This window comes from Micromonospora sp. CPCC 205561 (genome assembly GCF_036906775.1).
Taxonomy (GTDB): domain Bacteria; phylum Actinomycetota; class Actinomycetes; order Mycobacteriales; family Micromonosporaceae; genus Micromonospora.
In genome coordinates this window covers 74,598-95,252 of record NZ_JBAKHV010000004.1, presented here as the reverse complement: position 1 = coordinate 95,252, position 20,655 = coordinate 74,598, and the positions used below count along the sequence as shown (strand labels likewise).

Below are 20,655 nucleotides of genomic sequence, written 5' to 3'. Positions count from 1 at the left end.
CGCCGTACCCGCCCGTCATCACTACCCTGTCGCGCCCTCCGGTCGGCCGGGGGCGCGGCAAGAGATCGAAGCAGACCACTTGAAGGCGATGATGGTCCGGAGTAGGGTCCAGGTACGCGCCGCCGGCCGAATGATCTCAGGCGCCTCGGGCTATGGGCACGCCCACCAGGCGCCGTCATGGTTGCGGTATCGCCTGCCGTTCTTTGGGCGGGATTTTTCATCTCACCAAATGAAACCTTTCAGTCGATCGGGCTGAAGGCGCGACGGCAACGCCTCCACGAGCCTGAGACGGCCACGATCAGACCACCGCGACTTCTCCGGGCGGAGCCGCGGCAGCGACCCTTGCCAACGATGGAGTCCACCATGCCAGTTTCACGACATCGCTCCGCCCTGCTCGCCGCCACGGCCGGCCTTCTCACCGTCGCCGGGACGTTCACCACCGTGGTCGCCTCCGCCGCCGCCGCCGGCTGCCGAGTCGACTACCAGGTGATCAACCAGTGGCAGGGCGGGTTCGGCACCAACGTCACCCTGACCAATCTCGGTGACCCGGTCAGCGCCTGGACCCTGACCTGGTCGTACGGGGCCGGGCAGCAGGTGACCCAGGCCTGGAACGCCGCCATCACCCAGAGCGGCAGCCAGGTCACCGCCAAGGACGTCGGCTACAACGGCGCGCTCGGCACCAGTGCCGGCACCTCGTTCGGGTTCAACGGATCGTGGAACGACTCCACCAATCCGGCCCCGACGAGCTTCGTCATGAACGGCACCACCTGCACCGGCGGAGTCGCGCCGACCACCCCCGGCGACCCGACAACACCACCACCGACCACTCCCCCACCGACCACTCCGCCGCCGACCAGTCCGCCGCCCACGGACGGCAGCATCCAGATGGAGGATCTCGATCGGGGCCTCATCAGTGTCCGGTCCGGCAGCGGGAACCTGGTCTCCTGGCGGTTGTTGGGCACCGAGACGTCGGGGGTGTCGTTCAACGTCTACCGTGGCTCGACCCGGGTGAACTCCTCGCCGATCAGCGGGGCCACGAACTACCTGGACTCCGGGGCGGCAGCCGGTTCGACGTACACCGTGCGGGCCGTGGTGAACGGGGTCGAGCAGGCCGCTTCGGGCGCGGCCCTGCAGTTCACCAACGGCTACCTCGATGTGCCGATCTCGCCGCCCGGTACCTCCTACTCGGCGAACGACGCGTCGGTCGGCGACCTCGACGGCGACGGTCAGTACGAGATCGTGTTGAAGTGGGACCCCGCCAACGCGAAGGACAACTCGCAGGCCGGCGTGACCAGCAACGTCTTCGTTGACGCGTACCGCCTCAACGGGCAGCGGCTGTGGCGGATCGACCTGGGACGCAACATCCGGGCCGGGGCGCACTACACCCAGTTCCAGGTGTACGACTACGACGGCGACGGCCGCGCCGAGGTGGCGATGAAGACGGCCGACGGTACCCGGTCGGGGACCGGACAGGTGATCGGAAACGCCAGCGCCGATCACCGTAACGGCGACGGGTACATCCTGGCCGGGCCGGAGTTCCTGACCATGTTCAACGGCCTGACCGGTGCCGCGATGTCGACCGTCAACTACGAGCCGGGTCGGGGCAACGTGGCCTCGTGGGGCGACTCGTACGGCAACCGGGTGGACCGGTTCCTGGCCGGCACGGCGTACCTCGACGGGGAGCGCCCGTCGCTGATCATGGCGCGGGGGTACTACACCCGGGCCACGATCGCGGCGTGGGACTTCCGCAACGGCTCGTTGACCCGGCGGTGGTTGTACGACTCGGGCAACAGCAATGTCGGCGCCTACGGGCAGGGCAACCACAACCTCTCTGTCGCCGATGTCGACGCCGACGGCCGACAGGAGATCATCTACGGGTCGGCGACGATCAACGACAACGGAACGCTGATGTACCGCACCGGGTTCGGCCACGGCGACGCCCTGCAGGTGGGTGACCTGATTCCGGCTCGCGCCGGACTGGAGGTGTTCACCATCCACGAGTCCGGTAACCAGCCGGGCGCTGATGTGCATGACGCGCGTACCGGTCAGGTGATCTGGCAGCGGCCGAACAACGGTGGGGCCGAGGGACCCGGCCGGGGTGTGGCCGCGGACATCTACGCCGGCAGCGCGGGCGCGGAGTTCTGGGGTGCCGGACCCGGCATGACGAACCTCTTCAACACCTCTGGTCAGTCGGTGGGGAGGAACCCGTCGTCGGCGAACCACCTCGCGTGGTGGGACGGTGACCCGGTCCGGGAACTCGTCGACGGCACCCGCGTCGACAAGTACGGCACCAGTGGCGAAACCCGGCTGCTCACCGCCAGCGGGGTCGCGACGAACAACGGCACCAAGTCCAACCCGGCGCTGTCGGGTGACATCCTCGGTGACTGGCGGGAAGAGGTGATCTGGCGGACCAGCGACAACACCGCGCTGCGCATCTACAGCACCCCGACCCCGACCAGCACCCGGATCTACACCCTGATGCACGACCCGCAGTACCGGGTGGCGATCGCCTGGCAGAACACGGCCTACAACCAGCCGCCGCACCCGAGCTTCTTCATCGGGAGCGGCATGTCCACCCCGCCTCAGCCCGACATCCACCTCCGCCGAGGCCCGTGGCGTGGGACGGCCGTACCGCCGTCCCACGCCACGGTCAGCAGGGAGCGTCTCTGACGGCGGGCCCCGCTGCGCCTCCTGGCTGAACTGGATCGAAGCCGAGTTCGCCGCCGACTCGGAGATCCGACACCCCCGCTCGCCCGTTCAAGGCTGCATGACGAGGCACCAGCTTCTCCGGGTGCGTAACCGGGCCCCTGGACGGACCGGCGCAGCTACGCGGGCTGGCCCCGCGGCACCACCGCCAGACCCTGGATCAGGGTGTCGCCGTACAGCTGGATCAGGTCGATGCTCGCCCGGCCGTCCGACACCGTCACCGGCAGCGGCCCGTACCGTTGCCAGGTGCCGACGGCGCCGGTGCTGACGGTGGTGGCGTAGGCGGACTCCAGCCGCACGTCGAAGCTGCGGTACCCCGCCCGGTAGTCCTCCATCACCCACAGGTAGACGTCGTAGGCGCCGTTCGGGACCGGGACGGAGAGATTGAGGTCGCCGGTGCGCCACAACTCGGTGCTGAGCATGGCCGTCACGCCGGCCGGGGCGGCCGGGTTCGGGCCGACCGCGTTGACGGCGTAGTTGGCCGGGCCGACGGTCATGCCGGCGTGCAGCGCGTCGCCGTGCGAGTGCCAGGGCCTGCCGTCGATGGTGGTCGAGGAACCGTTCAGGTTGACCCGGAAGGTGCTGGCGGCGGTGCTGTCGGAGTAGACGGCGAAGCCCTGGATCAGAGTGTCGCCGAAGATCCGGATCAGGTCGAGGTCGAGGGTGCCGTCGCTGACGGTGACTGGCAGCGGCCCGTACCTGTGCCACGAGCCGACGGTGCCGGTGCTGACAGTGGTGGCGGTCGTCCCCTCCAGGTTGACGTGGAAGGAGCGGAATCCGGCCTGGAAGTCCTCCATCACCCAGATGTAGACCTGATACCCGCCGTTGGGCAGGGACTGGTTGATGCCGATGTTCCCGGTGCGCCACAGCTCGCTGCTGAGCATCGAGCCGACCCCGACCGGCGGGTCCGGCTTCGGGGCGACTGTGTTGGTGGCGAGGTTCGCGCCGGGGTCGACCGAGAGGCCCTGGCCGAGCGCCGCGCTGTATGAGCGCCAGGACGCCCCGTCCACGGTGACGGCCGGGCCGTTGAGGTTGACGCCCAGGACGAAGCCGGGCGGCGGGTTGCCGTTCCGCGGCGGTTGGAGCATGAGGGCGTCGATGGCCCTGGCGACGGTGCCGTCGGGAACCACCATGGTCAGGTAGTTCTGGTCCTTGTCGACGGAGGTGTTCCAGTAGTTCGAGCCGTTGCCGGCGTCCACGCTGATCGAGCCGGTGCCACCCGCGTGCCCGAACAGCCCGGCCGTGCCGCGCACCGCGTAGTAGACCGAGGTCTGGTCCCAACTGCTGCGGTTGTTGCCGGCGCCCTGATACAGCTCGTAGGAGCGTCGGATCGGGTTGGTCGCCGGGGTCTGGGTGAGCGCCCCGCCGGTGTAGATCGAGTCGCCGATCTCGTAGCCGCTGAACACGGCGCGTCCCGGCCAGTTGTTCAGCGCCGCCGCGGCGGCCGAGGGGCGCTGGTTCAGGTTGAACTCCGAGCCGGACGGGAATGCGCCGGCCATCGCCGAGAGCAGCCGCACCTTACGGGCGACCAGTTCACGCCCGCCCAGCGGGCTAGCCCCGTCGGCGCCGGAGGCGAGCAGGTTGGCGAGGTTGGTGAGGAAGCCGACCGAGACGATCACGACGCTGCCGTCCGGCTGCGCGGCCAGGACCTGCCGGTAGAGCGTGGTGGCGTCGGGTGCGTTGTGGCCGGTGCGCAGGTCGTTCGGGAACTCCTGGGCGATCTGGCGGGTGTACCGGGAGCTGGTGCCGTCGGTTGTCGGCTTCAGCGTGCCGATCGGCACGCTGGGCCGGCCGTACCAGGTGTTCATCGCGTCGAGTGCCGGGGCACCCCACTGGCTGTTGGTGTTGACCATCATGGCGAGGATCTGCGCCTCGCCGTTGTCGGCGAGGGCGTGCAGGGTGGCCACCGCCCCGGCGTCGTCGACGTCGTCCTCGACGTCGGTGTCGAAGATGATCCGGACGGGGTCGGCGGCGTGGGCGGGGGCGGTCGGGCCGGCGACGATGAGTGTTGCGCTCACCATCAGGCCGGCGCAGGCGATGCTGAACCATTTCCGGGTACGGCGCATGGCGGTCTCCGTTGGGGACGGGGTGGGGCGGGGGTGAGAAGTAGGTGGCTCAGCTGGTGGCGAGCCGTAGGGACAGGCGGCGGCGGTACGCATCGAGGATGACCGCGACGATGATCACGCCACCTGTGATCATCGTGCGCTGGAAGTCGGAGACGCCCATCAGCAGCAGTCCGTTGCTGAGGACGCCGAGCAGGCAGGCACCGAGCAGGGTCCCGATCACCGAGCCACGACCGCCGGTGAGGCTGGCGCCACCGATGACGACGGCGGCGATGGCGTTCAGCTCGTACCCCTGCCCGAGGATCGGGCTGGCCACACCGAGCCGGGCCATGTAGATGATCGCGGCGATGCCGACGGTGGCGCCTCCGATGGTGAAGCAGGCGACCTTGATGGCGGCGGTCCGGTGCCCGGACAGGCGCACCGCCTCCTCGTTGTTGCCGGTGGCGTAGACCATCCGGCCGAACACGGTGCGGGACAGCACGAACCAGGCCGCCGCCACCATGGCCAGCGCGACCACGAACACCGCGGGCAGCCCGGCGACGGTGGCGGTACCGAACCGGGTCAGGGCCGGCGGCAGGTTGTAAATGGTGGCCGCCCCGGTGAACTCCTGCGCCGCGCCGCGCGCCACGTACAGCATGCCGAGGGTGACGATGAACGACGGCACACGCCAGAACTCGGTGACGAAGCCGTTGATCAACCCGACCGCCGCCCCGATCAGGATGCTCAGCCCGATGGCGAGCAGCAGACCGGTGCCGCCGGTCGCCCCGGAGGTGAGCGCGGTGCCGGCGACCACCGCACACAGCGCGATCCCGGAACCGACGGAGAGGTCGATGCCGCCGACCAGGATCACGAACGTCATTCCGACGGCGAGGATGGTGTTCAGCGTGATCTGGGTCATGATGTCCCGCACGTTCTGTGCGGTACCGAAGTACGGGGCGAAGGTCAGGAAGAAGGCGGCGAGCACGACCAGCGCCACGCCGATACCGGCCTCACCCAGGACATGGCTGGCGACGCGGCTGGTACGCGGTCGGGCTGCCGGAAGGCTGAGCGCGGTCATCGGGAATCACCATCCACATTGGTTTCCTTGCGATAGGCGGAGTAGGCGAGGTTTAGGACCCGCTCGGCGTCGAAGTCGGCGCGCGCCACCTCGCCCGCGATCCGGCCCCGGGAGAAGACCAGCAGCCGGTCGCAGATGCCGAGCAGTTCCGGCAGATCGGAGGAGACCACCAGCAGGCCCTTGCCGGCGGCAGCCAGGTCGAGCAGCAGCTGGTGGATCTCGTAGCGGGCACCGACGTCGATGCCACGGGTCGGCTCGTCGACGATGAGCAGGTCGCTGTCGGCCGCCAGCCAGCGACCGAGCACCACCTTCTGCTGGTTGCCGCCGGAGAGCGCGCGGGGATGCTGCCGTACCCCGGTGGCCTTGACCCTCAGCCGACGGGACAGGTCGGAGGCCGAGGCGGCCTCCGCCGAGCGTCGCAGCAGGCCCGCCCGGCTGACCTTGCCGATGCTGGCCAGGCTGACGTTGGCGGCGATCGGTAGGTCGAGTACGAGACCCTGGCTCTTGCGGTCCTCGGTGAGGAAGCTGATCCCCCGGCGGATCGCCGAGCCGGGTGAGCCCGGACGTACCGGTACGCCGCGCATGGTGATCCGGCCGGCGGCCGGGCGGTCGGCACCGAAGATGGCGCGCATCGCCTCGGTACGCCCGGAGCCAACCAGACCGGCCACGCCCACCACCTCGCCGGCCCGTACCGACAGGGAGATCGCCGGAGCGGTCGGGGTCACCCGCAGTTCGTCGACCCGTAGCAGCTCCTCGCCGACGTTCCGGGGCAGCACCGGCGGGTACTCGTGCGCCAGATCCCGGCCCACCATCAACCGCACCAGGTCGGCCGGGGTCAGTCCGGCCAGTTCCTGGGTGGCGACGTGCCGACCGTTGCGCAGCACGGTGACTCGGTCGCCGATATCGAATATCTCCTCCAGGTGGTGCGAGATGTAGACCACCGCCACGCCCTGCGCGGTGAGCTGACGCAGGATGTCGAAGAGTCGGGACACCTCGCGCGGGGTCAGCGTCGCCGTCGGCTCGTCCATCACCAGGAGCCGGCAATCCGCCGACAACGATCGGGCGATCTCCACCAGCTGCATCTGCGCGATGCCCAGCCGCCCCACCCGTACCCGGGGGGAGATGTCCAGCCCGACCCGATCCAGCAGTTCCCGCGAACGCCGCTCCAGGCTGGTGCGGTCGACCAGCCCGAACCGGCGCGGCAAGCGCTGCAGGAACAGGTTCTCCGCCACCGACAGGTGGGGCAGCATGGAGAGCTCCTGGTGCACCACCTGGATGCCGGCGCGCAGCGCCTCCGCGGGCCCGGCCGGGGCGTACGGTGCCCCGTCGAGAAGCATGGTGCCAGCGCCCGGGCGGTCGATGCCGGCCAGGCAGCGGACGAGGGTCGACTTCCCGGCGCCGTTCTCGCCGACGAGAACGTGTACCTCGCCGGCGCGGACGTCGAGGTCGACGCCGTCCAGCGCCGTCACGCCGGGGTAGTGCACGGTCAGTCCGGTGGCGCTCAACAGGGGCACGACGATCACCTCACCTCGCTAGCCGTCCGGTGGGGCCGGTCGTCGACCCCACCGGTGGTCGGGGATCCTCAGCCGACGTTCTCTTTGGTGATGAGCTTGACCTCGGTCTTCTGCCAGCCGGTCAGCTGCTCGCCGCCAATCATCTTCATCGCGTGGTCGATGCCGAACGCGGCCTGACGTGAGCCGAACTGGTCCAGGGTGGCGACCATCACCCCGCTGGCCAGGTACGGCTTCACGGCGGGGATGTTGTCGAACGAGGCGACCTTCACGTCGGCCTTGCGCTCCTCGATGACCTTCAGCGCACCGAGCGCCATCGAGTCGTTGGACGCCAGGACGCCCTGGATCTCCGGGTGCGCGGTGAGCATGTTGCCGAACACGGCGTTGGCCTCGTCGGTCTCCCAGTGCGCGGTCTTGGAGTCCACCAGGGTCAGCCCGCCCTCGGCGATCGCGTCGGTGAACCCGGCCTTGCGCTGGGCGGCGTTGTCCGCGCCCGGGTTGCCCTCCAGGATGACCACCTTGCCGCCCTTGCCGAGCAGCGTGGCCAGGACGGCTCCGGACTGCTTGGCGCCGTCGCGGTTGTCCGGCCCGACGAACGGCACCTCGACCCCGGCGGCCTTCAGCGCGGCGTCGTCGAGCTTCACGTCGATGTTGACCACCTTCACCCCGGCCTTCATCGCCTTGGCGACGGACGCGACGAGGGCCTTCGAGTCGGCCGGCGCGATGACGATCGCCTGGACCTGCTTGGTGATGCAGGTGTCCACCAGCGAGACCTGACCGTCGACGTCGGTCTCGTTCTGGATGCCGCTGGCGCTGAGGGTGAAGTCGCCGCGCGTGGTCTCGTGGGCCTTGGCCCCCTGCTGCATCTGCTGGAAGTACTCGTTCGCGAGCGACTTCATCACCAGACACACGGTCGGTTTGCCGGCCTTCGGGGGTGCCGCCGCGGTGTTGTCACCTTCCTGGCCGCACGCGGCCATCGGCACGGTCATCACCAGGGCGAGCGCCGTCAGTGCGATTCTCGATTTCACCGGGGGTCCTTTCCTACGTCTTCCGGGGTGGAGGTGGGGTGGGGGAACGGTCGGATCAGAAGGGGACGCCGCAGTGCAGGATCACGTTGGCGTACGGGGTCGCCTCGCCGGTGCGGACGATGACCAGGGCATCGGCGGTGCGTCGTTTCAACTCGGCGTGCGGGACCAGCTCCAGCGGCACGGGCCCGAGGGCGTCGGTGAGCCCCTGCCGGATCGTCGGGTCGGTCAGCCCGGTGGCGGCCACGGCCGTCTCCACCACGCATTCCGCCAGTACCGCGGTGAGTACCGGTAGGAAGCCCGGCTCGCCGCGTCTCCACAGCAGGTCGATGGTCTCCACCCCGACCGGAACAGGCAGCCCGGCGTCGGCGACGACGATCCGGTCCCCGTGCCCGGCGGCGGTGATCAGCGCGGTCAGCCGCGGGTGCCACAGCCCGTCAGCGCGCATGGCTGCCCACCCCCCGCTGCTCGGCGACGAGCCGGTCCACCTCGGCGCGCCAGGGGGCTGCGGTCTGCGCCCCGGGCCGGGTGGTGGCCAGGGCACCCGCGGCGCAGGCGCGACCGGTGGCGGCGGCCAGCGCGTCGGCGGTGTCGCAACCGGCGCGGGCGAGGATCAGTTCGGCGCAGAACGCGTCGCCGGCACCGACCGCGTCCACGGCCTCCACGGTGAACGGGGGCACCCGGTGTACGCCGGCGGCGTCCGCGGCGACGGCGCCCTGTGCGCCGAGTGTCAGGACCACCTCCGGCGGGCCCAGCCGGCGCAGCGCCATGGCGGTCGCCGCCGGATCTGCCCGGTCGAGCCCGGTCAGCCCAGCGGCTTCGGTCTCGTTGACGACCAGCAAGTCGGTGAGGGGCAACAGGTCCAGCAGCTCGGCGTTGACCGGCGGCAGCGGCGCGGCGTTGAGGATCACCGGGACGCCGTGGCTGCGGGCGGTGCGGGCGGCGGCGCGGACGGTCGCCAACGGGATCTCCAACTGGAGCAGCAGCGCGTCGGCGTCGGCCAGTATCGGCCCGAGCCCGGCCAGGTCAGCCGGACGCAGCTCTTCGTTGGCGCCCGGAGCGAGCGTGATCATGTTCTCGCCGCTGGCCTCTACGATGATCATCGCCACTCCGGTGGGCGCCGTGGAGGAGTAGGTCACCGCCGCCACGTCCACCCCCTCGGCGATCAACCGCCGGGTCAGCTCGGTGCCGAACGAATCGGTCCCGACCGACCCGACGAGCGACGCGCTGGCGCCCAGTCGGCTTGCCGCGACCGCCTGGTTGGCGCCCTTGCCGCCCGGTGAACGCTCCAGCGACCGCCCGGCGACGGTCTCGCCGGGCTCTGGCAGCCGGGGCACCCGCACGCACAGGTCCATGTTGAGGCTGCCCACCACGACCACCCGGGTGGCCCGCCCCGCGCTCATGGCCGGTCCACGTCGATGGCGTGGTCGCCGCCGGCCGGGTCGACGCAACCGCACGAGCCCCGGGCCACCAGACGTGCGGCCAGAACGATCCGCGCGGCCGGCGTCGTCGGTGTCTCGACCCGACTGACCAACCACTCCACCGCAGCCCGCCCGAGCTCCTTGAACGGTTGCCGCATCGTGGTCAGCGCCGGCACCGTGTACGCGCTCGCCTCGATCCCGTCGAACGAGCACAGTGCCAGGTCGGCCGGCACGCGGACATCCAGCTCCGCGGCTGCCCGCAACACCCCGACGGCCTGTTCGTCGCTGGCGACGAAGAGCGCGTCCGGCGGCTGCGCGCTGCCGAGCAGTTGCCGCCCGGCCCGGTACCCGTGCGCCCGCCCGAACGGCACGTGCACCAGTGGTGAGGCCTCCGGGTCCAGCCGCGCCTCAGACAGCGCCCGCCGCCAGCCTGCGACCCGGTCGACCGTCGGGTACAGGTCCGCGGGGCCGGCCAGGCAACCGATGCGGCGGTGCCCGTGCGACAGGAGGTGGGCGGTGGCCTCGTACGCGCCCGCCTCGTTGTCGACCAGCACCTGGGTGGCGTGCGGGATGGCAATCTGCCGGTCGAGGACCAGCCGGGGGACCGGGGTCTGGGACAGCTCGGCGATCCAGGTCCGCGCCCCGTGCGCCGGTACCAGGATCAGCCCGTCGACCTGCCTGTCGAGGAGAGCGCGGACGTAGGTGGCCTCGCGTTCGTCGTCGTCCATCGCGTTGCCCAGCAGCATCGTGTACCCGTACTCGAACCCGACATCTTCGATGCATCGGGCGAGCTCGGCGAAGAACGGGTTGGAGTTGTCTGGGATCACCAGCCCGAACGTCATCGTGCGGCTCATCCGCAGCGACCGGGCCACCGCGTTCGGGCGGTACCCGAGTTCGGCGATGGCCGCGAGCACCCGTTCCCGGGTGGCCGGGGCGACGCCGCGGGGTCCGTCGTTCAGCACGTAGCTCACCACGCTGGGCGACGTGCCGGCGAGGCGCGCGACATCAGTGCGATTGGCCATGGTTGTCCCGTCGAATCGATATATCAACTCGTGTTGATGGGGAAGTATTCAGAGCCGCGGAGGAGTTGCGCAACGGTTGCGTTCGTTACAACCGGGTAACGTCGGCGGGTCTTACGGTCCGAGCGGGCGCACCACCGTTCCCGACGACCCGACCTCTTCCGCCGGCACCACGGGCGATCCGGATGTGCCGAGGCGGTCGCGGCTGGCACGACACGTCCCCAGGGTTGGTCGAACGCCGTACGCCCGAAGTGGAGTTCTTCGGCCAGCGTCAGGAAGAGCTCGATACGACGCAGCTCGACCGGGCCGTCTCCCCCGCAGCGCGTCCCGGAGCCCGGCCCTGAGCTGCGCGATGCGGACGGGCACGACGGTGGCGACGGCTCGTTCCGGCCGCGTCCACGGCCGGGACGGACCCGGCTCGATGGTCACGAGGGCGACGCCGACACCAGTACCGCGCCAGATAAGCGGTGAGATCTACAGCCCCAGGCATACTCGCTCGCGTGATGGATGACGATCTCACTGCAGAGGTACAGAGGGTTGCGGCCGCCGTAGTCGAGGCCCACCAGGCCGGGGCCGACGGGAGACTCGACTACTCCGAGGAGAGCTTGGCCGCGGTCGAGGCACTCCTCCACGAGGCGTCGGATTTCGTCGATGGCATGTCCGAGAAGCAGGTGGATGACGTTGCCCGCCAGTTCGGCTGCTACATACTTGAGGTCGCGCGCCGGAAATGGGGCGGCCGTTACCAGTGGTACCCGGACCGGGACGCGCCCGTGCTGGTGGTCGGCGAGCCCGGCTTTCGGGTGGCGATGCTGACCTGGGACAAGACCAAGGGCCGGCTGTTGGGGGACGAGGCTGACAACATCCCCTTCTTCTATGCCGGGTTCGCCGAGCGGGTGCGCGGCGCCGCCAACGGCGTGAACGTGTTGTACGTCTGAACCGGCGTGTCCAGGCCTCGGAGACGTCGAACGCACTGACATCGGCAGTTCGTACGCCAAGCCACGAACGACACTATGGTGCGTGACGTCAGGCTGCCTGTCGGCCCGCACGCTCGGCGGCACGTGCGGGCACCGGACCAGGGGCGATCAGGGTGACAGATCCGGGTCCCACTGTGCGGAGCCTGGCGAGGGTCGACGCTGTCGTCGGCGTCTTCGACTGAGCTGCCGGGCAACTGCGGAGTGCTCAGGGCCGTCGGGAGTCGAGCAGCGCGATCCTGCGCGCCCCGGCCGTACGTCGGTAGCTGGCCTCGAGTAGCTCGCCGACCTCATCCCAGCCGATGTCATCGGTCAGGTCCACCCCGACCCATCCATAGGCACCCAGGTAGGCCGGTACGAAGCAACGGTCTTCCGCCAGCAGCGCCGCGCGCTCTGCGGGGTCAACCAGCACGATCACCGACTGTTCGTGCTGTTGATAGACGCCGTCGACCTTCACCGATCCCCCGTAGTAGGCGAAGACCTTGGTGGTGTAGAAGGCGGGACGCCCGTGGGAGACCTTCTCGGCCGCGTCGGGGAAGGCCAGGGCCAGCGTCCGTAGCCGGCCCAGGAGCGGGTCTGCCTCGTCAAACATGATGGGATGCGGCATAGCAGAAGGTAAGCACATCCTGGGCGGCCACGGTGCCCTGCATCGCGCGCCTCGCGGCAGATCCGGATGGCGGATCGTGACGGCGCCGGACATCATCATCACGTGGATGCCCGCCGAACGATCGTTCTGGTCGATGACCTTCGTTCGTTCGTCGATGCTAATCAGGAGCTCCGAAGGTGATGCGCTCGCCTATCCAGGCAAGCAGCTTGCTGGTGTAGTCGCGGCTGACCGATTCGAGATTTCCGGCGCCGCTGCTGGTGGGCAGGTGAGTGCAGCCGGCAAGGCGGTGGATGGTCAAGTCGTCCGTACCGGCGACGCGTCGCCACACGGCGATGCTCTCCTCGGCCGGGGTCCACTCGTCGGACTCGCCGTAGAACAGCAAGGTCGGGCAGTTCACCTGCGCGATAACCGGCTGCGGATCGTAGTCCATGTCCTTCCACGTACCGCGGTGTCCGAGCAGATCACGCGGGACGTACGCGAGCGGGAACCACGGCCTGCCGGCGTACCGGTCGACGACTGCCTGGGCGGTCACGAGATCGATGCGACCGCGGACGGCGCCTTCGAGCGCCTCGCGTAGCCGGGCCAACTCGGCAAGGTCGGCGTCGCCGTAGCCGCGCCGGAGCAGCTGCTGCGCCGTTCCGTACCGCATCTGGACCGCTGGGCTCACGCCGCTGGTAGCGACCAGCACCAGGAAGGCGACCAGCTCGGGCCGGCGGGCCGCGATCGCGGACGCGGGCCAGGTGCCCTGGCTCCAGCCCCACAGACCCACCGGGATGTCGCCCACCCGACGGCGCAACTCGGCGATGGCCGCCACCGCGTCGTCGGCCTGGACGGCGAACGGCACGTCGCCGTGCTCATACGGGCGACGGTCGAAGCGCAGCACCGCCACGCCGACTTGCGGAAGCTCGCGCGCCAGATGCTCGTACAGGAAGTACGAGCGCTGCGGCGCTGCGGAGCCGTGCAGGACGACCACCGCACCACGCGCCCAGCCGACGGGCGGCACGTCCAGCGTGGCGGACAACAACGCGTCACCGGCGTCGATGGACAGCTCCACGCGCCCCAGTTAAACATCTGCTGCAGTGATGGCACGGGCTCGCCCGTGGCGTACCCGGGGAACCAGTTCTCGGTCAGGCCCGCGGTGTGGCCAAGAGCTGACGTACGGTTACCGTGCCGGTTCCCGGCAGCTGCCAGGCGGACAGGTAGGCGTTGACGTCGGTGTCGAGGTCCAGGGTCGCGTCGGCGACCAGCCGCAGCGTGCCGAACGCGACGACGTGCTTGCTGATCGAGCACGCCGGGAACAGCAGGTCGTGACCGGCAGTCCAGACGTCACCGTCGAGCCCGCCGACCGCGACCCCGATGCCGGAAATGCGGCCGGTACCCGGAACCAGATCCTGCCCCTCCTCCTCGAATCCCATGACTCCCGAGTATGCCGTGGCCAGAACAGACTCATGAGTTCAGCAGCCGGGCCCCGCCTGGCCGCAACCGCCCCGGGAGTGCGACGGTCTCTCTGAAAGAGTGGCTACCGCCGGCTGCGTCCCGCCCTTCCTGCCGCAAGGCGCGCGACGGTGGAGCCGCCGATCAGCAATGGAATGGCCCGCACCGCTTCGCGGCGAAAGAGGCTGCCAAGGTAGAGGTCCTGGCCGGCGAACCACGACCGTGCGGGCGGACTTCTACCCCACCAGCGATATCAGTGCCCATGTTCAGCTCGCCTTCACCGACGATGGCCCGAACGATGCCAGCGCGGAGACCTCCCACAGCTCGGGCCGACACCGCGCCCGCAACGCCTTCTGCGCATCCTGAGATCGCCCCCGTCAGGCCGCGTGACCCGGACCGCCGGCCCAGTGGGGTTCGGTCTCATTGCATCAATACTTAACTATCCTTATAGTTCGATGGCACCAGGTTCCCTCCCCGATCACCGGAGGTGTCCCCGTGCGACTTCGCGGCAGAACGATACTGGCCGCCGGCCTGCTGGCGGCGGTGGCGCTGGCACCACTGACCCTGACCGGCACCGCCGGCGCGGCAGCGGCACCGACCGCGAGCTTCACCAAGGTGAACGACTGGGGCTCCGGCTGGGAGGGCAGCTACCGGATCACGAACTCCGGCAGCAGCACGATCACCTCTTGGCGGCTGGAGTTCGACCTGCCCGCCGGCACCACCGTCGGATCGCACTGGGACGCGCTGCTGACCAGCAGCGGCCAGCACCACACCTTCACCAACCAATCCTGGAACGGCACGGTCGCCCCGGGCGCGTCCGTGACCTTCGGCTTCGTCGCCACCGGCACCGGCACCGGCACCCCGACCAGCTGCACGCTCAACGGCCAGCCCTGCGGCGGCGGCACGACGCCGCCCACCACCGCGCCGCCGACCACCGCGCCGCCGACCACTCCCCCGCCGACGACCGCGCCACCGACGACCCCGCCGCCCACGACCCCGCCGCCGACCGCCGACTCGCCGGTCGCGGCCAACGGCCAGCTCCGGGTCTGCGGTCGCCAGCTCTGCAACCGCGCCGGCCGGGCGATCCAGTTGCGCGGCATGAGCACGCACGGCATCCAGTGGTACGCGAACTGCGCCACCCCGGCGTCCCTGGACGTGCTCGCCGGGGAGTGGAACGCCGACGTGCTGCGCATCTCGATGTACATCCAGGAGGGCGGGTACGAGACCGACCCGCGCCGCTTCACCGACCTGGTGCACCGCTACATCGAGCTGGCCACCGCCCGGGGGATGTACGCCATCGTCGACTGGCACATGCTCAGCCCCGGCGACCCGAACCACAATCTGACCCGGGCGCGCACGTTCTTCGCCGAGATCGCCGACCGGCACAAGGACAAGGTCAACGTGCTCTACGAGATCGCCAACGAGCCCAACGGCGTGCCGTGGAGCGCCATCAAGAGCTACGCCGACCAGGTCATTCCGGTCATCCGCAGCCGAGACCCGGAGGCCGTGGTGCTGGTCGGCACCCCCGACTGGTCCTCCCTCGGCGTCTCCGGCAGCGGCGGCGGGGTGGACACGATCGCGGCGAACCCGGTTGCCGGCGGCAACCTGATGTACGTGTTCCACTTCTACGCCGCCTCGCACGGCGACGCGTACTACGACACGTTCGCCCGGGCCGCCGACCGGCTGCCGCTGTTCGTCACCGAGTTCGGCACCCAGGACTACTCCGGTGACGGCCCGAACGACTTCGCCATGGCCCAGCGCTACCTCGACCTGATGGCCAGCAAGAAGATCAGCTGGACCAACTGGAACTTCTCCGACGACTTCCGCTCCGGCGCGGTCTTCACCACCGGTACCTGCGGCAGCGGCCAGTTCGGCGGCACCAGCCGCCTCAAGCCGGCCGGTGCCTGGATCCGCGACCGTATCCGCACCCCCGACATCTTCTAGGTGTGCTGTTCAGTGCGGTTGGCCAGCTGGACCTGCCGACGCCTGCCGGGTTGTCCGACCCGCAACCTACGATCAGGCGATGATCGACGCTTCGTTGTCTCGGGCCGATGCCTGGCGTCCGTTCGTGACCGCGCTGCGCAACAGCATGCCCCCCGAGGTGGGGGAGGCCGAGTTCCGTGGCACCGTGGCGCCGGGCGCGTTCGGCGGCTCGATCGCCTACGACGGCGACCACCGCCTCCCCGGGCTGGGCCTGGAGCGGGGTGAGCGGCCGACGGACATGCTCGGATCACTGGTCGAGCTGACCGGCGGGCAGGCCGTCGCGGTGCGCGGCGTCACGACGCGCTCCGGGGCGGCGGCGGTGAGCATCGTCCCCAGCGCGCCGCGGGTGTCGTTCGGGATGGGCAGCGACCTGCTGGAGGACGTGCACCTGGTCGCCGGAGCGCATCCGGAGCCGTACCGCCGCGTGCCGGTCCGCCACGACGTGGCCTGCTCCGCCGGCGCCGACGCGGCCACGGTCACCGCGCTGGTCCGACAGCTGCTGCCGGACGCGCGGCCGGCCGACCCGTCGGAGCTGGCAGCAGCGGAGGCGGCCCTCGGCGTCGCGCTGCCCGATGACGTCCGGGCGCTCTACCTCGCCGCGGCCGAGGGCGCCCTGGTCCTGCGGCCCGCCGACCGGGGGCGCTTCTACGGCTTGCGGATCGTGCCGCTGGCCGACGCCGCCACCCGCGCCTGTCTGGAACCGCAGGCCCGGTACCTGTCCTGGAGGTACGGCGCGACCGAGGTCGTCGCGCCCGATCCGGATGGCCGGATGCAGCAGTTGGCGGCCTCGCCGGCGTGGTTCGTGGTCGGAGAGGACGGCGGCGGCAACCTGTACGTGGTCGACCTCGCCCCCGGGCCGCAGGGGACGTTCGGCCAGGTGCTGTTCGTGGACCACGAGATGTCGGCCGGCGCCCGCTGGCTGGCCCCCTCGCTGACCGAGCTGCTCACCGAGCGGCCCGCCACCCTGGCGAAGCTGGGTCCGGAAGGCGGGCTGCTGGTGCGGGTCGGATCGCGCGGCGGCAAGACGCTCGCCGATGTCCAGCCGACGACCGAGGTGCTGTACGTCAGAGCCGGAGCCGTGCCCTTCGACCTGTCCGCGCTGGCCGGCCACCGGCTGCGCACCCTGGTCACCGAATCCGCCGTCGTCGCCAATCTTCGCGCCACCACCGAACTGCCCGCACTGGAATACCTGCAGCTCGACGTCGCGGGATGGCAGCAGCTGCTGCGCGCCGGGCAGGTCCCGTCGACCCTGCTGGCCGCCGGCCTGAGTGGCCGGGCCGGCTGGACGGACACGGTCGACGTGGTCAACGGTCTGCTGGCGGCCTGGAGACAGGAGCCGATCCAGGTGATCGACGTTCCGGTGCGGCTCTGATCGCCGGGCCGGCGCAGGCGGACACCAGCCGGACGGCGAGACCGACGAAGGCGGCAGCGGCAGTCCGGTGAGCACCCCGGTCACGTCGCTGTTCATGCCGGCCCTGTGCTCAGCGTGCCGGTGAGCGCGGATAAGTCCGCCACGTGGCCGTTGCCCGTCTGCCGGACGACTCGCCCCATGTCGATCGCGCTGCCCCGCAGCCCGCTGGCTGCTGGCTGCTGGCTGCTGAGGAGCGTTTCCGCACGTCGAGGGCGGGACCGGCGGGCCACTACCATGCGAGCGTGACTCCTGTCGCTCTGGCCCGCAGGCCGTACCCCCTGCTCGTCGCCGCAGCGGTCCTGTTGGCGCTCGGCGCGGCCACGGCCTGGGGGTTCGGCCACACGCTGGGGCTGAGCCACGCCCCCGCCGCCGTGCCGCGCGAGGACGCCGTCGCCGCGCCGGCGCGGACGCCCGCACCGGTCCCGCCGTTGGCGTCCCTCGTCGTGCCCGACGAGCCGCGCGTCAGGAAGGCCGCAGCCGCCGTCGCCGACGCGGTCGTCTCCCGCGGCCTGCCCCGGCCGGTGCTCGCCCCGGCCGCGCCGCGCCCGGCCAGGTCCGCGACGGCCGCGCCGGGCACCGGCGCGGCGCGCGGCGCGGCACCGGACCTGTCGGCGGTGACCACGCTGCGGGCGGGCGTGCTGGCCACCCTCGGCGGGGCGCCCGAGTCGTACCGGCTCGACGTGTACGGCGCCGAGCTGGCCGTCCAGGGCGGCGACGTCGCGGGCGTGGCCGCGGGAATGTACCGGCTGGCCGACCGGATCCGCTCCGGTGCCGAGGTGCTCCCCGCGGCGGACGCGGGTCGGGTGGTCGTCCCCCGGCTCGGCCTGCGGCTGACCGACGCGGGCTCGGTGGGGCGCGAGCCCGACCCCGCCGCCTTCGCCGCCGGCGACGACTACGGCCTGAACACCGACGTGGTCGGTTCGGCGGTGCTGCCCGGTGCGCCGTGGGTGGACGCCGGCGCGGTGGCCCGCATCGACGCGCAGTTCCGGCAGTTCGTCGACCACTCGGTGGCGCAGGGGTTCAACGGGATCGTCGTGCCCGGTTTCCTGGAGTACGTCACGTTCACCAGGGTCGGCGACGGGCGCGCGGTCTACCCACCCGGCGACCCGCACGTCGACCGCGCGCGGGCGATGGTCGCGGCGTTCGGCCCCGTCTTCCGGTACGCCGAGGACATGGGCGTGCGGGTCTTCCTGCTGACCGACATGCTCGCGGTGTCGCCCCCACTGGAGGCTTACCTGACGCGGACCGTCGGCGGCCTCGACGCGGCCGACCCTCGGCTGTGGGCGGTCTACCAGGCCGGTCTGGCCGAGCTCTTCGAGAGCATGCCGTTCGTCGACGGCCTGATGGTCCGCGTCGGCGAGGGCGGCGAGGCGTACGCCGGGACCGGCTGGGACTACTCGTCGAGGCTCGCGGTAACCACGGAGACGTCCGTGCGCGCGATGCTGCGGGCACTGCTGGACACCGCGGGCGCGGCCGGCAAGGAGATCGTCTTCCGCACCTGGACAGTGGGTGTCGGCGCCGTCGGCGACCTGCACACCAACCCGGAGTCGTACGCGCGGGTGCTCGACGGGCTCGACGACCCGCACCTGATTGTGTCCACCAAGTACACCCTGGGCGACTTCTACAGCCACCTGCCGCTGAACACCACCCTGCTGGGGGGCGGGCACCGTCGCATCGTGGAGTTCCAGGCCCGGCGCGAGTTCGAGGCGTTCGGCTCGCTGCCCAACGACCTCGGCCCGCTGCACCGCCAGGCGTTGCGCGCGTTCCTCGCCGCCAACCCGAACGTCGAGGGCGTCTGGAACTGGACCCAGGACGGCGGGCCGCTGCGCGCCGGGCCCATGTCGCTGTACCTGCGCGCCGGCTTCTGGCAGCTCTACGAGCTCAACACGTACGCCGTCGGCCGCCTGGCCTGGGACCCGCACGTCGACCCGGCGCAGGTCACGGCGGACTGGGCGTACCGCACGTTCTCCGACGACCCCGCCACCGTCGCCGCGATCGGGCAGGCCATGGCGCTGTCCCGGCAGGCGGTCACCAAGGGTCTCTACATCGGCCCGTACGCCGACCGGTCGGTGCGGGCGCTCGGGCTGGAACCGCCACCCATGATGTGGATCTTCGAGTGGGACATCCCGACCGGCGACTCCGCCGCGCTGGACAGCATCTACGCGGTGACCGGCGGCCGCGTCGACGAGGCGATCGAGGAGGGCGGGCAGGCCGTCGCGCTGGCCCGGCGCATGCGCGACCTGGTAGCCGCGACCGACCCGGCGACCTGGCGCGACGCCGAACTGCGCGGGCACTTCACCAGGACGCTCGACTACCAGGTCGACCTGTTCGAGACGCTGGGCGCGTACCGGGCCATGGTGCTGCGGCACGCGCAGTGGCTGGACACCGGCTCCCCGGCCGCCCGCCACGACTGGCGGCTGGCCGCGGCGGCGTACCACGAGGCACGCGACGCGCACCGGCAGCGCTACGGCGCCGACCTGGACCTGCCCGCGTACAACTTCACCGCCGCCGACCTCGGAGCGCGGCGCGCGGACCGGGACCCGGCGATGGCCTGGGCGGCCCGGGCGTTGCTCGGGTCGATCCTGCTCGTGGTGCTGCTCGGCCTGCGCGGACGCGGGTTCGGCGCGGCCGCCGCGCGCGGGTTGCTGCTCGGCGCGCTCCGGCCGTGGCGGGTCGCCGCGCTGCCGACGCCCGGTGCGCGGGCGGACCGGGTGCTGGTGTGGCTGGTCCCGGCCGTGGTGCTGGTGGCGAGCCGGCTCGTGCTGACCTGGTTCGCCGCGCCGGCGCACCTGCTGGTCACCCTCGGCGGGTGGGCGCTGTTCGCCCTCGTCGTACGCCTCGTCGTCGGCCGGCGGGACCCGTTCCACCTGTGGGCCGTGGTCGGCGGCGTCGCGCTGCTGCGCAGCGTGCTGCTGCTGGCCGCGCTCGCCGGGCGCGGACCGGGCGGGTACTGGTTCGCCTTCTGGACCGCGCCGAGTCTGCGCGCGGCGTACGTCACCGTCGCGTTCGCGGCGTTCGGCTGGCTGTTCGTGGCCGCCGCCGTGGTCCTGCGGGACCGGTACGGCCTGCGCCGCCGGAGCGCCGTCGGGCGGACCCTCACCGCCGCGGGCGTGCCCCTCGCCGTGTTGTCCGCTCTGGTCTCGGTGGTGGGCCTGGAACGCGCACTGACGGTGTGGAACGACCAGCTCGCGCTGCTGCCCTGGGGCCTGTCCCGCATCCTCGGCATCACCGTCCACCTGGGCATTCCCGCCCAGCTCCCCGCGTACACCGCCGCGGCCGGAGCCGCCCTCGCCGCCGCCGGCCTGCTCCTGTCACTCGGCCGCGCCGGCGATCCGCCTGACCGCCCCACCCCGACCCGCGCCCCGACGTCGTAGCGCCCTGTCCGGTCAGGCGAGGGTGCCGACTAACGGCTGTCGACCTGCCGGACGGTGGCCGGCCGGCGGGGGC

General features: G+C 71.2%; 15 protein-coding genes. 5 read left to right on the top strand and 10 right to left on the bottom strand.

Annotated elements, in window-relative coordinates; all coding sequences use genetic code 11:
- Window positions 1-363: 363 nt before the first annotated feature.
- On the top strand, window positions 364-2,670 hold the full coding sequence (locus tag V6V16_RS04775) for a rhamnogalacturonan lyase family protein (RefSeq protein ID WP_334559735.1): 2,307 nt from the start codon (window positions 364-366) through the stop codon (window positions 2,668-2,670).
- Window positions 2,671-2,825: 155 nt separating this feature from the next.
- On the opposite strand, the gene V6V16_RS04770 is transcribed toward V6V16_RS04775, so the two are convergent.
- The 7 genes from V6V16_RS04770 to V6V16_RS04740 all read right to left on the bottom strand — a co-directional run bounded on the left by V6V16_RS04770 (window position 2,826) and on the right by V6V16_RS04740 (window position 10,805).
- The gene (locus V6V16_RS04770; RefSeq protein ID WP_334559733.1) at window positions 2,826-4,772 is read right to left on the bottom strand and encodes a nucleoside hydrolase; all 1,947 of its coding nucleotides are present in this window, start codon (window positions 4,770-4,772) and stop codon (window positions 2,826-2,828) included.
- Between the two features lie 49 nt (window positions 4,773-4,821).
- Window positions 4,822-5,826, bottom strand: a complete 1,005-nt coding sequence (locus tag V6V16_RS04765; RefSeq protein WP_334559732.1) for an ABC transporter permease — start codon at window positions 5,824-5,826, stop codon at window positions 4,822-4,824.
- Window positions 5,823-7,340 carry a sugar ABC transporter ATP-binding protein gene (locus tag V6V16_RS04760; protein WP_334559731.1) on the bottom strand — a complete coding sequence of 506 codons (1,518 nt, stop codon included), beginning with the start codon at window positions 7,338-7,340 and terminating at the stop codon, window positions 5,823-5,825. The genes V6V16_RS04765 and V6V16_RS04760 overlap by 4 nt, the downstream gene beginning before the upstream one ends.
- Window positions 7,341-7,408: 68 nt before the next feature.
- Window positions 7,409-8,365: a sugar ABC transporter substrate-binding protein gene (locus V6V16_RS04755; RefSeq protein ID WP_334559730.1), complete on the bottom strand. Its 957-nt coding sequence runs from the start codon at window positions 8,363-8,365 to the stop codon at window positions 7,409-7,411.
- 55 nt (window positions 8,366-8,420) lie between these two features.
- Window positions 8,421-8,810, bottom strand: coding sequence for a D-ribose pyranase (gene rbsD, locus V6V16_RS04750; RefSeq protein ID WP_334559729.1), 390 nt, complete (start codon window positions 8,808-8,810; stop codon window positions 8,421-8,423).
- Window positions 8,800-9,765 (bottom strand): ribokinase, encoded by a 966-nt coding sequence (locus V6V16_RS04745; RefSeq protein ID WP_334559728.1) that lies wholly within the window; start codon window positions 9,763-9,765, stop codon window positions 8,800-8,802. The genes rbsD and V6V16_RS04745 overlap by 11 nt, the downstream gene beginning before the upstream one ends.
- On the bottom strand, window positions 9,762-10,805 hold the full coding sequence (locus tag V6V16_RS04740; RefSeq protein ID WP_334559727.1) for a LacI family DNA-binding transcriptional regulator: 1,044 nt from the start codon (window positions 10,803-10,805) through the stop codon (window positions 9,762-9,764). Before V6V16_RS04740 ends, V6V16_RS04745 begins: the two co-directional genes overlap by 4 nt.
- Window positions 10,806-11,302: 497 nt before the next feature.
- Between V6V16_RS04740 and V6V16_RS04735 the strand changes: the two genes are divergently transcribed.
- Complete coding sequence (locus V6V16_RS04735; RefSeq protein WP_334559725.1) at window positions 11,303-11,737, top strand: hypothetical protein; 435 nt, start codon at window positions 11,303-11,305, stop codon at window positions 11,735-11,737.
- 244 nt (window positions 11,738-11,981) lie between these two features.
- Here V6V16_RS04735 and V6V16_RS04730 read toward each other — a convergent pair whose 3' ends face one another.
- The 3 genes from V6V16_RS04730 to V6V16_RS04720 form a co-directional block, all read right to left on the bottom strand.
- Window positions 11,982-12,365, bottom strand: coding sequence for an MmcQ/YjbR family DNA-binding protein (locus V6V16_RS04730; RefSeq protein ID WP_334559724.1), 384 nt, complete (start codon window positions 12,363-12,365; stop codon window positions 11,982-11,984).
- A gap of 172 nt (window positions 12,366-12,537) precedes the next feature.
- Window positions 12,538-13,434 (bottom strand): alpha/beta hydrolase family protein, encoded by an 897-nt coding sequence (locus tag V6V16_RS04725; protein WP_334559722.1) that lies wholly within the window; start codon window positions 13,432-13,434, stop codon window positions 12,538-12,540.
- A 73-nt stretch (window positions 13,435-13,507) separates the two neighbouring features.
- Window positions 13,508-13,795, bottom strand: coding sequence for a serine hydrolase (locus V6V16_RS04720; RefSeq protein WP_334559720.1), 288 nt, complete (start codon window positions 13,793-13,795; stop codon window positions 13,508-13,510).
- Window positions 13,796-14,330: 535 nt separating this feature from the next.
- Between V6V16_RS04720 and V6V16_RS04715 the strand changes: the two genes are divergently transcribed.
- The 3 genes from V6V16_RS04715 (at window position 14,331) to V6V16_RS04705 (ending at window position 20,582) form a co-directional block, all read left to right on the top strand.
- Window positions 14,331-15,758, top strand: coding sequence for a cellulase family glycosylhydrolase (locus tag V6V16_RS04715; RefSeq protein WP_334559850.1), 1,428 nt, complete (start codon window positions 14,331-14,333; stop codon window positions 15,756-15,758).
- 79 nt (window positions 15,759-15,837) lie between these two features.
- Window positions 15,838-17,169: an SMI1/KNR4 family protein gene (locus V6V16_RS04710; protein WP_334559718.1), complete on the top strand. Its 1,332-nt coding sequence runs from the start codon at window positions 15,838-15,840 to the stop codon at window positions 17,167-17,169.
- Window positions 17,170-17,450: 281 nt separating this feature from the next.
- Window positions 17,451-20,582, top strand: coding sequence for a hypothetical protein (locus V6V16_RS04705; protein WP_334559717.1), 3,132 nt, complete (start codon window positions 17,451-17,453; stop codon window positions 20,580-20,582).
- Window positions 20,583-20,655 lie beyond the last annotated feature (73 nt).

What these genes read in the sequence shown, in the direction of transcription:
- V6V16_RS04775 (WP_334559735.1), top strand. Translation starts at nt 364, where the DNA reads ATGCCAGTTTCACGACATCGCTCCGCCCTGCTCGCCGCCACGGCCGGC.
- V6V16_RS04770 (WP_334559733.1), bottom strand. Translation starts at nt 4,772, where the DNA reads ATGCGCCGTACCCGGAAATGGTTCAGCATCGCCTGCGCCGGCCTGATG.
- V6V16_RS04765 (WP_334559732.1), bottom strand. Translation starts at nt 5,826, where the DNA reads ATGACCGCGCTCAGCCTTCCGGCAGCCCGACCGCGTACCAGCCGCGTC.
- rbsD (WP_334559729.1), bottom strand. Translation starts at nt 8,810, where the DNA reads ATGCGCGCTGACGGGCTGTGGCACCCGCGGCTGACCGCGCTGATCACC.
- V6V16_RS04745 (WP_334559728.1), bottom strand. Translation starts at nt 9,765, where the DNA reads ATGAGCGCGGGGCGGGCCACCCGGGTGGTCGTGGTGGGCAGCCTCAAC.
- V6V16_RS04740 (WP_334559727.1), bottom strand. Translation starts at nt 10,805, where the DNA reads ATGGCCAATCGCACTGATGTCGCGCGCCTCGCCGGCACGTCGCCCAGC.
- V6V16_RS04730 (WP_334559724.1), bottom strand. Translation starts at nt 12,365, where the DNA reads ATGTTTGACGAGGCAGACCCGCTCCTGGGCCGGCTACGGACGCTGGCC.
- V6V16_RS04720 (WP_334559720.1), bottom strand. Translation starts at nt 13,795, where the DNA reads ATGGGATTCGAGGAGGAGGGGCAGGATCTGGTTCCGGGTACCGGCCGC.
- V6V16_RS04710 (WP_334559718.1), top strand. Translation starts at nt 15,838, where the DNA reads ATGATCGACGCTTCGTTGTCTCGGGCCGATGCCTGGCGTCCGTTCGTG.